Origin of the sequence: Micromonospora sp. NPDC049114, from assembly GCF_040648635.1 — a bacterium.
Taxonomy (GTDB): domain Bacteria; phylum Actinomycetota; class Actinomycetes; order Mycobacteriales; family Micromonosporaceae; genus Micromonospora.
On sequence record NZ_JBEZEA010000002.1, the window covers coordinates 897,133 to 910,404 of the forward strand.

Genomic DNA, 13,272 nt, shown 5'->3' on the forward strand with positions numbered 1-13,272 from the left:
GCGTGGTCCCTCCCGTCCGCCTGTCGCGATCGAGCGAGCCGGCCTGATCAGGATTCGCGGGTGTTGGCGGCAGGTACGAGCACCTGCCGGCACCAGGTCCGGAAGTCGGTCGCCACGGGTTTCGCGCGCGCCCAGTCGGCGTCGTAGATGCCCTCGTCCTGGGCGGCGAACATCTCGGTCAGGTCCGTGATCGCCTGATCGGTCGCGCCCCGGGACCGCAGCATCGCCGCGAAGTCCTCCACTGTCGTCCGGCGGTAGGCGACCGGCCGGCCGAGCTCCTGACTGATCACCTCGGCCATGCCGTCCGGGGTGAGGCGGTCCGGCCCGAACACCGGGACGTCCTCCTGCCCGGTCCAGGACAGGTCCGTGAGGAGTTCGGCAGCCGCGCCGGCGATGTCGCGCGTCGCGACCGTGGCAAGCGGAAGGTGACCGGCGCAGGTCAGATAGAAGGCGCCCTGCCCGCGGATCGCATCGAGTTGTCCAAGCAGGTTCTCCAGGTAGAAGGGCATGGACAGGGCCCGGTAGGCCGCACCCGACTTCGCAAGCTCAGCATCCATGGCGAAGGCCGCGGAGAGAAGACCCGCCGGCTTGGGCCAGCCGTGCCCGGCACTGGACACGCCGACCACGTGGCCCACCCGGTGGCGGGCAATGGCGGCGGTGCCGGCCCGGGCGAAGCGCAGGTAGTGCTCCTCGGCACTCGGGGCGTGCGGATTCGGTGGGACCAGCCAGAACAACGCTTCGGCGCCCGGCAGCGCCCGGTCGAGCACGACGGGGTCGTCGTGGGAGCCCTCGACGGCCTCGACCTGCTCGCGGAGGGCGCGGTCCAGGCGCGTGACGTCGCGGGCGATCACTCGAACCCGGCGCCCCCGGTCGAGCAACTGCCGGACGAGTTGGCTGCCGATCTGTCCGGTCGGCGCGCTGACCACGATCATGAGGACCCCTAACCTGAAGGTGAATTCCGGTTCCGAATCTATCGTCGCCCGCCCTCGAACGTCAACTACGATGGAGCCGCCATGACTGCTCCCGACCGATCGCTGCGCGCCGACGCCCGACGCAACCGCGAAGCCGTTCTCGACGCCGCCAGTGAGCTGTTCGCCCAGCGGGGCGACGCGGTGCAGATGGACGAGATCGCCGAGCGCGCCGGCCTGGGCGTCGGAACCCTGTACCGGCATTTCGCCGACAAGAAGTCGCTGCTCGCGGCGATCATCGGTCGCCGGTTCGCGGCGATGACCACCCTGGCCCGCGCCGCCGAGGCCGTCGAGGACCCCTGGACCGCCTTCGAGACGCTGCTCCTGGACTATCTGGCAGCCGCGCAGACGGACGCCGCATTTCGCTTCGCGCTCCTCGGCCCGGCCGAGCCGCACTGGGCGGACATCGTCGCCGAGAAGAAGGAGTTCGCGGCGATCGCCGACCGCATCGCTCAACGCGCCGTTGCCGCCGGCCGCCTGCGCGCCGACTTCCTCGCTGACGACTTCGTCCTCATCACCCGTGGCGCGATGGCGAACATGACCGGTACCGGCGACTGGCGCCGGCACGTGGCACTCCTGCTCGACGGCATCCGCGGCCCCGTGCGCTGACGCGAGGCGCGCACATCGGGGTGCGCGGACGTCGCCCGACCGACCGACAAGCGGCCCGTGCCCGTGACGCCGCGGTGGTGTCAGTCACGTGGACTCGACCTGTCGGGTGGGGCGTACCCGACAGGTCGGGACCACGGCGAACCCTGCCCCTGCCTACGCCGCCAGCAGTTCCTCGCTCAGCTTCCAGAGGGCCTGTGCGGACCTCGGGTCGATGGCGTGCGGCACGACGGTGGCGGGGGGCACCTCCTCGGAGCCGAAGGTGATGGGCTGCGGGTTCTCGTCCAGTGGCGAGACGTCGTTGTCCTTCAGGTAGACGCCGCCGATGTCGGCCAGCAGCGGGCTGGTCGCGGCGAAGACGGTGGTGCTGGCGCCCTGCTGCGGCGTCTTGTGCTCGCGGTCAGGGTCGATGATCGGCTGGCCCGACTCGTCGATGAGCCTCATGGCCCGCAACTGCTCGTCGCTCAACATCGCCGTGCGTGGGGCGCCCTCGGTGATGTGGGGACCCAGATTCGTGCCGTGGATGATGCCCGGGTGCACGGCGTATCCCCGGATCCCGTCCGCGGCCCAGCGGCGGTCCAGCTCGACGGCGAACAGCACGTTGGCAGTCTTCGACTGACCGTATCCGAGCATCCCCATGGGGTCGTACCCACTGGTGAAGTGCGGGTCGTCCCAGCGGATGTCGGACAGGCGGTGCCCCCCGGAGGTCAGGTTGACCACCCGGGCGCCGTTCGCCGCCCGCAGGGCGGGCAGCAGACCGAGGGTCAGCTGGAAGTGACCGAGGTGGTTGGTGGCGAACTGCGACTCGTACCCGCGGGCGTCCCTGACCAGGGGGCCACCCATGATGCCCGCGTTGTTGATCAGAATGTGCAGCGGGCGTCCGGAGTCGAGGTACCGAGCGACGAAGGCGTCGATCGAGCCCGGGTCGAGAAGGTCGAGCCCGCCGGTGTCGACGCGCTCGATGCCCGTCAGGCTGGCCGCCGCCCGGTTCGGGTTACGCGAAGCCACTGTCACGGACGCGCCCGCCTTGCTCAGCGCGCGCGTCGCCTCCAGGCCGAGTCCGTGGTGACCGCCGGTGATGATGACGTTGATGCCGGACAGGTCGATGTCCGCGAGCACCTCGTCGGCCGTCGACGCGGCGGTGAAACCGGATCCGATGGGGTGCTGCCGGTGGGTCATGTTCGGTGTCATGACACCACTGTGCGCCAGCGCTTTCGAACTATGAATGGTTGTCGGTCCGGATTTCTTATGCAAGAGTACGGGAATGCCCGGTGACCAGTTGTCCGAGGTGTTGGACCTCGTCGAGGTGCGCGGGCTGCTGACCGGCGGGTTGACAGCCCGGGGTCGGTGGGTGTCGCGCGCACCGTTGCAGGATCTCCTGAAGTTCTTCGCGGTGGTGCGCGGCAGCGCCCGGCTGACCACCGACGGGGTCGACGGGTCGATCGAGCTCGGGCCGGGCGACGTCGCGATCGTGAACAGCCGGTCGTGGCTGGAGATCGCAGGTGGCGCCGGCGACGCTCCGCTCCGCGTGATCGCCCCGGAGGAGGCCGGCCACCACTTCGGCCTCGCTGGCGCCGACCGGGACGCCGACGACGTCGTCATCGGCGTACGCGTGGACCTGAACCAGGCTGGTCGGACACTGCTGCTGCAGGCGCTCCCCCCGGTCGCGCACGTACGGGCGTCCGCCGCGGCGGCCAGCAGCCTGCGCACAAGCCTCGACCGGCTGTTCGACGAGGCGACGGGCGCTCGCCTCGGCTCGGCGTTCGCGGTCCGGCAGCACGGCCAACTCCTGCTGCTGGAGGTGCTGCGCGCCTACGTCGACCAGGCCGAGCTGCCTCCCGGCTGGCTGCGGGCGCTGACCGACGAACGGCTGCGCCCGGCGATCACCCTCATGCACACCGAACCCGAAAAGCCCTGGGGCCTGCAAGAACTGGCGCGTGCCGCCGCGATGTCGCGCACGTCGTTCGCCGACCGCTTCCGGGCCGTCGCGGGGATGCCGCCGGTCACCTATCTCAACCGGTGGCGGATGCTGCTCGCGCAACGTGCCCTGCGCGACGACGATGTCCGCGTCGGATCGCTCGCCTCCCGCCTGGGCTACGCGTCCGAGAGCGCCTTCAGCACCGCTTTCAAGCGCGAGGTGGGCGTGTCACCGCTGCGCTACCGGTACCGGGTGCGCGCCGAGCAGGAGAACGTGACAGCCGTCGTCTGACCGCACCGCCGTCGAGCGCACTGCGGCGGCGCCGGTTGCCGGCGGATCTCGGGGGCGTTACGTTGGGATGCCATCGACGAACGTCTACACCTTTCGGGGTACGGGGGCCGCATGTCCACGTCTGTCACTCGCCGCAGCGTCCTGGCAGGTGGCGCCGGTGCCGCCATCGGCCTGGCGCTGCCCGGCCCCGCCGCCCACGCCGATGGCCACCACAGCACCAGCGTGAGCTTCACCCTCGACGCGAGGACGCTCGACGGCGGTGAGCAGGTCACTTCGGTCACCCTCGACACCAGCGGGCTCGGACCGATCGACCCCGCCGGGCTCACCCCCGGCACGTTCACCGTGCACGCCAAGGCCACCAGCCCGATCCCGATCGCTCCCGGCGATCTGATCTTCAGCGAGTACGACCTGGACCGCACCGTGACCGCCGCCCGGCTCGACCGGCACGGGAACATCGTGCTGGAGCTCAGCACCGCCGAGGGGCAACTCGGCGGTGGCACCCTCGGCTACATCGTGAGTAGGGGCCGCAACGTCCGGCTGGACCTCGTCTACACCATCACGCAGAACGCTCCGCTCGTGCGGCGACACGGCCCGCCGGTCACCATCGCGCGCTTCGTGCAGGGGCGGCTGTCGAACCCCGAGGTGGACGCCTTCAGCCACCACGTGTCGGGCTCGGGTCTGAAGTACCGGTTGTACTCGCCGGAGCGTTCACCCCGCCACGGCCGACGGCCACTGATCCTGTGGCTGCACGGCGGCGGCGAGGGCGCCTCGCTGCCCGACGACTACTACGACAACGAGACCACGTTGCGCGCCAACCGCGGCGCGCTGGGCTTCGCCACCCCGCAGGCTCAACGGATCTTCTCCGGCGCGTACGTCGTCGCTCCGCAGAGCACCTCCTACTGGATCCAGGACGGCCCCCGGTTCGCCCCGCTGATCCGCGAGATCGTCCAGGACCTCGTTCGCCGCAAGCGGGTCGACCCCGACCGGATCTACGTGGTCGGTTGCAGCAACGGCGGCTACATGTCCCTGGAGATGACAGTCGCCTATCCCGACCTGTTCGCCGCGTCGGTGCCGATCTGCGGGGTCGTCGAGCCGCTCGACGGGGCGGGCCCGCCGCTGATCACCGACGCGGAGTTGGCGAGGATCCACACCCCGACCTGGCTGGTCGCCTCGCGCGACGACGACACGGTGCCCCCCGAGACCAACACGATCCACGCCCACGACCTCATCGGAGGATCACTGATCAGCCTGTACGACCATGTCGTCTGGAACGGCTATCAGTTCCCCGGTCACTGGTCCTGGATCTACGTGGCCCGCAACGACCCGAGCCACAACGGCACCCACATCTGGCAGTGGATGGCCCGCCACCGTCGGTGATCCGCCGGCCGAGGTCGAGAGGACGCGTGGTGACCGTCCGCCGGTCGGCAGCAGGGAAACCGCACGGTTATCGGAGAGTGTCGCGGCTGCGTGCCGCGATGCGGATGGTGGTGCCTGCGGGGCCGCTGTCGACGAGGACGTAGTCGGCCATGCGTCCGACCACCCACAGGCCCATTCCTCCTGCGTCGGACAAGGGCGGTCGTTCGGCGCTGGGAACGTAACGAGCGGTGTTGAAGCCCCGCCCCTGGTCGGTGACCTCACAGGTGAGCTGCCCGTTCAGGAGCAGGCGTAGGCCACCCTGCCCACCCCCGTGCCGAATCACGTTGATCATCAGCTCGTTGACCGCGATGACCCAGTTCTCAATCTCGTCATGGGCGAGGCCGCACCGGCGACTGACCGCCTCGACCTCGTGTCGAACCCGGGTCAGATCCAAGAGGGTGAACGCCGACGAGAACAAGGCCTTGCCGGCGCCAGGGGCATGCTGGTCCAGCGGTGGATCAGCCACTGCTTCCCTTCCCTGTCGGACGTGGAGCCGGTGACCTTACCGGTGGCACGAAGGCGGACAGCCTTCCAAGAACGACTTGCCGGACGATGAGCACGCCGGTGTTACATCAGAACGTACCCCGCGCCCAGGCGGTGTACTCCTGCTCTCCTCGGGGTGTGCCGTCGACGACGTGCCAGCGTCTAGGCTTCCTGCGTGGCCGATGCCGAGCTGATGACGAACGACGAGCGGCTGCGACGTATCGAGGCGATCACCGACGCCGCCCTGTCCGGGCTGAACATCACCGAGTTGCTCGACGAGCTACTCGACCGGGTCCGGGACCTGCTCGAGGTCGATACCGCCACCATCCTCCTGCTGGACGACCACACCGGCGAACTCGTCGCGACAGCGGCCAAGGGCCTGGAGGAGGAAGTGCGGCGCGGTTTCCGCATCCGGGTCGGACGCGGCTTCGCCGGCCGGGTGGCAGCGACACGCGCGCCAGTCACGATTCACAACGTCACGCCCGACGACGTCGTCAATCCCATCCTGCTCGCCACGGGGATACGAGCCCTGCTGGGCGTGCCCATGCTCGCCAACGGCAACCTCGTCGGCGTACTACACGTCGGTTCCCTGGCCCTGCGCGAGTTCGGCCCCGACGACGTGCAGCTGTTGCAGCTCGTCGCCGATCGCGCCAGCCTCGCGGGACAGGCCCGGGCGCGGGCCCTCGACCGGCAGGCGGCGCTGGCCCTGCAACACAGCCTGCTACCGGGCAAGCTACCCGACATTCCCGGCCTCGACCTGGCCGCCCGGTACGTACCCGGCCACGACCTGGGCATCGGCGGCGACTGGTACGACGTGTTCAGGTTGCCCTCCGGCTGGGTCGGCGCCGTCATCGGCGACGTCTCCGGCCACGGGCTGCCATCCGCGGTCGTCATGGGACGCATCCGCAGCGCGCTACGTGCCTACGCCCTCGATTCCGTCGATCCCGCCCAGGCACTGACCTCCCTCGACCGTAAGATCCACCACTTCGAGGCGGGCAACCTCACCACCGCCGTCTACGCCCTGATCACACCGGACGGCACGCGGGTGCACCTCTCCTCGGCAGGCCATCTGCCGCCGCTGCTGGCTGTCCCCGGCCAGCCCACCCAGCCCGTCAACCTGACGGTGGACCGGCCACTGGGTGTGGGCAGACCAGCAACCAACCGCCGCACCACAGTCGTGGACCTGCCGCCGGGCGCGGCGCTCGTCTTCTACACCGACGGACTGGTCGAGCGCCGCAGCGAACTGATCGACACCGGTATCGAGCGTCTCTCCGACGCTGTGCGGTCCAGGCCAGCCGAGGCGTTGTGCGACCACATCATGGCCACGGCGGCCCAGGAGCACCCGAACGACGACATCGCCCTCCTGGTCATCCGCCGCCAACCACCACCGGAACAGGCCCCGTAGGCAGCTGACTCGACAGGTGCGGCCGCACCGCCGGGAAGACGGTGCCTCCCCTCTCGGCCTGACCCGCCCTGCGACCCGCTGCCGGGGTGCGGCTTTGCCGCCGCACCCCGGCAGGGACGCCGATCGGGACCTACCTCGCGACGACAGGTGTCGAGAGCCTCCGAGCCGGGCTTCGGCTCAGCAGCCGAGCCGCTTGCTTGCGAGGGCGATGTCGTCGATCCAGAGGTCGAATTCGCCAGGTGTCGTGCCGCCCTGGTAAAGCTGCCAGCCGATCTTCACCGTGTCGACAGTCGGCAGGACGAAGGGAACATCGTTGCCACCGTGGTCGGTCGTGGAGGCGGTCAGCTCCGGGTTCGCCACGCCGTCGATCCACACCGCGACGCGGTTGTCCGCCGCGTCCATCTTCCACTCGAAGCACTGCCAGGTGTCCTCGACGACCGGCGCGGATTCGCGCCAGTTGGTCCAGTCGCCGGTCGGACCACCGTCGGCGCCGACCCCCCAGAACGTTCCGGGGACCGTGGGCGCGTACTGGCCACCGACCGGACGGACGACCTCCGCGCTGCCGGCGCCGGTGGCTTCCACAAGCGTGAAGTGCGCCCAGTCCGGTGCGGTGGGGAAGGCATCGACGCGCAGACGCATGCGGCCGTAGAAGCGGTTGCCCGGCGCGGCGAAGTCGTCGACGCGCAGGAAGGCGCGGCCGTTGTCCACCGTGTGGATGTGCAGCACCTGGTTGCCGCGACGGGCGCGTTCCACGGTGAGCGTGCCGTGGCGGGTGTCGACGCCCCAGCTCACCGTGCTGGCCCCTCCGGGAGGCAGTCGCTCGAAGTCCTCACAGAAGAGCAGGCCGCGGGGGCACGAGGACTGGGGGGCGCCCGATGCGCCGGCCGGAACGCTGCCGACTGCGGTGCCGAGGATCAGGGCGGCGCTGAGCGCCGCGAGAAGATTGCGCATGGTCATCCTCCATGACGGCTGGTCCCCCACCACACGGGCCGGGCCAGCAGGAACATTCGGCAGGTGCTTCGGTCGGCCGGCTGCCGACCGACCGAAGCACAGCGGGTTCGATCGACCACGACGGACCCGGGCCCGGAGCCGGTGGCTCCGGGCCGGGTCAGCGTCCTGAGGCGGCGGCGGGCTGGTACGTCTCGCCGATCAGGGGCTGGTGCAGGAAAGACCGCCGGGCGCGGCGTTGCTGCTGCCGTTGACCAGGAAGCCGAACGTGGTCGAGGCGTTCGCGCCGAGGGACCCGTTGTAGTCGGCGTTACGGACGCTCACCGTCCCGCTGGTGCCGGTGTTGATGCCGTTCCAGACGTTGGCAATGCTCTGCCCACTGGCCAGCGTCAGCCGTACGGTCCAGCCGCTGAGGGCGGCGGAGGCGTTGTTGGCCACGGTGACCTCGCCCTGGAAGCCGCCGGCCCAGCTGTTGACCATGCGGTACGTCGCGGTACAGGCACCAGGCGGCGCCGTGGTCGGCGGAGCGGTCGTCGGCGGAGCAGTGGTCGGCGGAGCCGTCGTCGGTGGAGCGGTCGTCGGTGGAGCGGTCGTCGGCGGATCGGTGGTCGGCGGCGTGCCCGGCACTGTCGTGGAGGCGGCGTTGAGAGCGTTGAGGACGGCGGTGTACGCCGCCTTGGGGTTGCTGTTGCGGTCGAACAGCAGCGGGTTCTCGCTGCCGCGCCAGGAGTCGCTGTCCCGGATGCCCCACGTCGTGATTCCGACGCAGCGGGGGACGTTCATGCAGGCCTGGGTCAGGCCCTGGTACTGGCTGGTCGAGGCATTGGTGACGTCGGCCTCGGTCAACGCCACGTCAACCCCGAGGGCCGCGAAACTGGACAGCGTCTGCTGGAAGTTGCCCGGCAGCGAACTGCCACCGGTGAAGTGGGTCTGGAGACCGACGCAGTCGACCGGTACGCCCCGGGCCTTGAAGTCCTTGATCATGTTGTAGACGCCCTGCGTCTTGGCGTACGTCCAGTTCTCGATGTTGTAGTCGTTGTAGCACAGCTTCACGCTCGGGTCCGCCGCGCGGGCGGTCCTGAACGCCACCTCGATCCAGTCGTTTCCGGTGGACTGCAGGTTCGACGAGCGCCGGCTGCCGTTCTCGGCGAAGGCCTCGTTCACCACGTCCCAGTAGGCGAATTTGCCCTTGTAGTGGGCCATCACGCCGTTGATGTGGCTGATCATCGCGGACCGCAGGGCGCTGCCGCTGAGGCTCCCCCAGAACCTCGGCTGCTGGGCGTGCCAGGCCAGGGTGTGGCCCCGGAACCGCATGCCGTGCTGGGTGGCCCAGCTGTAGATCGCGTCACCACGTTGGAAGTCGAACTGGCCGGGGTTCGGCTCGGTCGCGTCGGGCTTCATCTCGTTGACGGCCGTCATCATGTCGAACTCGCGGTCCGCGATGGCCAGGAAGCCCGAGTCGTTGAGACGGTCGGCGCCCATGGCGGCGCCGAAGTACCGGCCGCTGCGCTCGGCGGCGGCCTGCAGTGTGGTCCCGGGCGGGCCGCTGAGATCCGCTTGGGCGAAGGTCGCCACGGCCATCGAGGACACGATGACCGCCAGGGAGCAGGCCCCGCCCAGAAGCAGCCTGGCGGCACCTCTGGTTCGGTGTTTGGGTCGAGCGGGTACGTCGTTCATCTGCGTTTCTCCTCGGTGTGCCCACCGGCCGCTGCCCGGTCCGCCCGGTGGATGAAGTGCACCGGCGTCGTACGCCCGTGCGGAGTGACCCTGCCCTGCCGCGATGCTATATCGAATCAATTCGATCCGCGCATCCGGCGGTCGATGTATCGACGCGTCGTCGGGCGAGCGACGAGCGGGCGCTTGTGGAGGCCAGCCCACACTCGACCGACTCCGGGGTATCGACCTGGCTGCCAACCGGCGCCTCACCGCCACCCCGGCCCACCCGGGCCGAATCCACACTGACGCCTGTCAATGTTGCCAGAGTGGACACAGACGTGTTGGAATGGCTCATATCGCCGCAGCACGGGGGCAACCGTGCTGAGAACGGCCAGCACGGGAGCATCGCAGGGGTGGCAGCGCGTCCTGGTGACAGACGCCCGCATGCCCCCATCGCCGGGCCATCGTCAGGACGGCGGGCACTCTGCCGGGTAGGCATTTCCCCCGCCACTTTCCCGCCACAGGTATCCCCGGCACGCGACCCGATGGCCGGCGCGCTCGACCGCTGAGATGCCGGGCATCCGATTCGGCCTGCCACCACATCAGAACCGGCGACGAGGTGAAAAGCGATCATGGATTCCGGAGAGAGTTTCGCGGAGCGGTACGGCCGCCGTCCGCTCTGGGCGGCGGTGGTCCTGCTGGCGGTGCTGGTCGGCGCGGTCGTCCTTGCCACTCGGGCCGACTCGGGGGCGGAGCCGGCCGATCTGCAGGTGCAGATCGTGGCCCGCATGCGGACCACGCTCGAACAGACGGACCCGGGGCAGCACAACCACGCCGGACACAGCGCCCAGCAGGGCGACGCCGCCGAGAAGCCACCGGTCATCTGCGGGGTGCGCGTCTACGGCTACGAACCGGCCGACGCCACCACCGTCGCCGAGGTGCAGAAGGTCTACGGCTTCCACCTCTGCGGAATCGCCGAGCAGAAGCGCCCCTGGGACGTGGCCGTCAAGCTGGCCGGCCCACTGATCATGGACATGTCCACCGACCCTCCCGGCATCCAGGTCGTCGAGGCGACGGCCGACGTCAGGTTCGTCGACCGGCTGCGCGAGATGTTCCCGGCCAAATACGCGACGTTGGCGCAGGAGGAGGCGCTGACCGCCGCGGAGATGGCCGACCAGCGGCGCCGGTACGACGCCGCCGCCGGGCTCTGACCACACCGGCGCCCCAGCAGGGTCCGTGGACCCGTCATCGATCCGGCGATCTCGGACAGCTTGCTTCACATCCACCTATAGATAGATCAGCATTGATATTTAAGTTAATAGATGAAACAGTGACTTTGGGAGCGTTCCCATGCTGATCTCTCGTACCGAGGAACGGAGGATGAACAGTGCGTTCACACACGTCCGATCAATCCGGCGGACGACCCAGGTCAACCGTCCGGCGGTCCCTCCAGGCGCTCGTTCTGATGTTCGCCATGGTGATCGGCACGCTGCCCTGGACCGGCGCAGCCCAGGCCCACGGCACCGTCATCAGTCCGGCGACCCGCGCGTACCAGTGCTGGAAGACCTGGGGCAACCAGCACACCAACCCGGCCATGCAGCAGCAGGACCCGATGTGCTGGCAGGCGTTCCAGGCGAACCCCGACACCATGTGGAACTGGATGAGCCAACTGCGGGACGGCCTCGCTGGTCAGTACCAGGCCCGCACGCCCGACGGGCAACTGTGCAGCAACGCCCTCTCCAGGAACGACGCGGTGAACCAGCCCGGACCGTGGAAGGCGACCACCGTCAGCCGCAACCTCACGGTCCAGATGTACGACCAGGCCAGCCACGGTGCTGACTACTTCCAGGTCTACGTCACCAAGCAGGGGTTCAACCCGGCCACCCAGCGACTCGGGTGGGGCAACCTCGACCTGATCGCGACGACCGGGCGCTACGCGCCAGCGCAGAACATCTCGTTCAACATCTCGCTGCCCGCACGCAGCGGGAACCAGATCCTGTTCGTGATCTGGAGGGCGTCACACCTGGACCAGACCTACATGTGGTGCAGCGACATCACCATCACCTGATCGGCAGGTCCGACCGGCACGGCACCACTTCGGCCCAGGGCGCGTTGGCACCCTGGGCCGGAGCGCCCTCCCGATAGTGCCGTGAGCCGATGTTCTGTGGAACGTTCCCCGACCGCGCCTCCATCCACCTGCTCGAGGAGCTGAACATGCAGCGACGGCGTTATCGCCCGGCCACCATGCTGGTCGGGCTGCTCACCCTGGCCCTGTCCGCGCTTCTGATGCCATCGGCGTCGGTGGCCAGCACCGCGACGGCCGGCGCATCCCACACCCGTGCGGCGCCACTCGCCGAGCTGACAGTGGTATCCGAACGGGTCGCGTTCGGCCTGCAGCGTCCGATCGCGATCACCGGACTGCCCGACGGTCGGATGCTGATCGCCGAGAAGAACGGCACCGTCCGCGCGTACCACCCCGACACCGGCCTGGCGGCGGAGCCGGTGCTCGACCTGACCGCCCGCGTCGACACGTCGGACAACGAGCGTGGCCTCCTCGGCATCACGCCTGCGCCGAACTTCGCGCGGACCGGGATCCTGTACGTGGCCTACACGAGCCTGCCGGCCGGCACGCTGACCCTGGCGCGAGTGCCCCTCGGCGCTCCCGACCGGCTGCAGGTGCTGCTCACCCAGGAGCACGCCCAGTTCGGCAACCACAACGGCGGACAGGTGGCCTTCGGCCGCGACGGCTACCTCTACTGGTCCACCGGCGACGGCGGCGACGCGAACGACCCCTTCAAGAGCGGCCAGAACCTCGGCACCCTGCTCGGCAAGATCGTGCGGATCGACGTCAACCGCAGCTGCGGAGGCAAGCCCTACTGCGTACCCTTCGACAACCCCTTCGTCCGCACGGCCGGCGCGCGGCCGGAGATCTGGGTCTACGGGCTGCGCAACCCGTGGAAGTTCTCCATCGACCCGGTCGACAACTCACTGTGGATCGGCGACGTCGGCCAGGGCCTGATCGAGGAGATCAACCACATCCGCCCGTCGCAGCGCGGCGCGAACCTGGGCTGGTCCTGCAAGGAGGGCACGCCGGTCTTCGACCAGACGCAGTGCCGGCCGGGCGTACGGCTCACCGACCCGGTCGTCGAGTACGAGCACTACCTGACGGAGAACTGCTCCATCATCGGCGGCCTGGTGTACCGGGGGTCCGTCACCCCGGAGGCGCAGGGGACCTACATCGCGAGCGACTACTGCTCGACCCGCGCGTTCGCCGTGCGTCAAACGTCCACGGGTGGCTACGAGTCCGCCGAGATCGGCACCTTCCCCACCCAGCCGACGGCGTTCGCCGCCGATGTGCACGGCGAGCTGTACGTGCTCAGTGACCTCCCGGGATGGCTGAGCAAGGTGCGGTTCGAGCGGGTCCCACCGGCCTCGCCCAGCGCGGTGGCGAGCCGCTGAGCACTGGGGGCGGTTCGCTCCGCATCCGCCCCAACCTGGTGGACGGCCGCGCACCGGGGCGGCCGTCCACACCGGTTCCGGCCCTCACCGCTTCGCCTACCGCCCCACCGGCATTCGACACG

12 protein-coding genes are annotated in these 13,272 nt (G+C 69.5%); 7 read left to right on the forward strand and 5 right to left on the reverse strand.

Features of this window, described 5'->3' with window-relative positions; genetic code table 11:
• Positions 1–47: 47 nt before the first annotated feature.
• Positions 48–932, reverse strand: coding sequence for an NAD(P)H-binding protein (locus AB0B39_RS11525; protein ID WP_357492948.1), 885 nt, complete (start codon positions 930–932; stop codon positions 48–50).
• An 81-nt stretch (positions 933–1,013) separates the two neighbouring features.
• Between AB0B39_RS11525 and AB0B39_RS11530 the strand changes: the two genes are divergently transcribed.
• A complete protein-coding gene (locus AB0B39_RS11530) occupies positions 1,014–1,577 on the forward strand; it encodes a helix-turn-helix domain-containing protein (protein ID WP_357492950.1) in 564 nt (187 codons plus the stop codon).
• A gap of 153 nt (positions 1,578–1,730) precedes the next feature.
• On the opposite strand, the gene AB0B39_RS11535 is transcribed toward AB0B39_RS11530, so the two are convergent.
• Entirely contained in the window at positions 1,731–2,765 is a 1,035-nt protein-coding gene (locus tag AB0B39_RS11535) for an SDR family NAD(P)-dependent oxidoreductase (protein ID WP_357492952.1), read from the reverse strand.
• Between the two features lie 73 nt (positions 2,766–2,838).
• On the opposite strand from AB0B39_RS11535, the gene AB0B39_RS11540 reads away from it, so the two are divergent.
• Complete coding sequence (locus AB0B39_RS11540) at positions 2,839–3,783, forward strand: AraC family transcriptional regulator (protein ID WP_357492954.1); 945 nt, start codon at positions 2,839–2,841, stop codon at positions 3,781–3,783.
• Positions 3,784–3,894: 111 nt separating this feature from the next.
• Positions 3,895–5,160 (forward strand): PHB depolymerase family esterase, encoded by a 1,266-nt coding sequence (locus AB0B39_RS11545; RefSeq protein WP_357492956.1) that lies wholly within the window; start codon positions 3,895–3,897, stop codon positions 5,158–5,160.
• A 67-nt stretch (positions 5,161–5,227) separates the two neighbouring features.
• Here the strand turns inward: AB0B39_RS11545 and AB0B39_RS11550 are convergent, their stop codons facing one another.
• Positions 5,228–5,665 carry an ATP-binding protein gene (locus AB0B39_RS11550; protein ID WP_357574238.1) on the reverse strand — a complete coding sequence of 146 codons (438 nt, stop codon included), beginning with the start codon at positions 5,663–5,665 and terminating at the stop codon, positions 5,228–5,230.
• 192 nt (positions 5,666–5,857) lie between these two features.
• On the opposite strand from AB0B39_RS11550, the gene AB0B39_RS11555 reads away from it, so the two are divergent.
• A complete protein-coding gene (locus tag AB0B39_RS11555) occupies positions 5,858–7,087 on the forward strand; it encodes a GAF domain-containing SpoIIE family protein phosphatase (RefSeq protein WP_357492960.1) in 1,230 nt (409 codons plus the stop codon).
• Positions 7,088–7,264: 177 nt separating this feature from the next.
• Here the strand turns inward: AB0B39_RS11555 and AB0B39_RS11560 are convergent, their stop codons facing one another.
• Positions 7,265–8,038 carry a hypothetical protein gene (locus tag AB0B39_RS11560; protein ID WP_357492962.1) on the reverse strand — a complete coding sequence of 258 codons (774 nt, stop codon included), beginning with the start codon at positions 8,036–8,038 and terminating at the stop codon, positions 7,265–7,267.
• A gap of 198 nt (positions 8,039–8,236) precedes the next feature.
• Positions 8,237–9,616, reverse strand: a complete 1,380-nt coding sequence (locus AB0B39_RS11565) for an endo-1,4-beta-xylanase (protein WP_357574239.1) — start codon at positions 9,614–9,616, stop codon at positions 8,237–8,239.
• A gap of 707 nt (positions 9,617–10,323) precedes the next feature.
• Between AB0B39_RS11565 and AB0B39_RS11570 the strand changes: the two genes are divergently transcribed.
• The 3 genes from AB0B39_RS11570 (at position 10,324) to AB0B39_RS11580 (ending at position 13,150) form a co-directional block, all read left to right on the forward strand.
• Positions 10,324–10,902 carry a hypothetical protein gene (locus tag AB0B39_RS11570; protein WP_357492966.1) on the forward strand — a complete coding sequence of 193 codons (579 nt, stop codon included), beginning with the start codon at positions 10,324–10,326 and terminating at the stop codon, positions 10,900–10,902.
• A 263-nt stretch (positions 10,903–11,165) separates the two neighbouring features.
• On the forward strand, positions 11,166–11,759 hold the full coding sequence (locus tag AB0B39_RS11575; RefSeq protein ID WP_357574240.1) for a lytic polysaccharide monooxygenase: 594 nt from the start codon (positions 11,166–11,168) through the stop codon (positions 11,757–11,759).
• A gap of 89 nt (positions 11,760–11,848) precedes the next feature.
• Entirely contained in the window at positions 11,849–13,150 is a 1,302-nt protein-coding gene (locus AB0B39_RS11580; protein ID WP_357574241.1) for a PQQ-dependent sugar dehydrogenase, read from the forward strand.
• Positions 13,151–13,272: the final 122 nt, after the last annotated feature.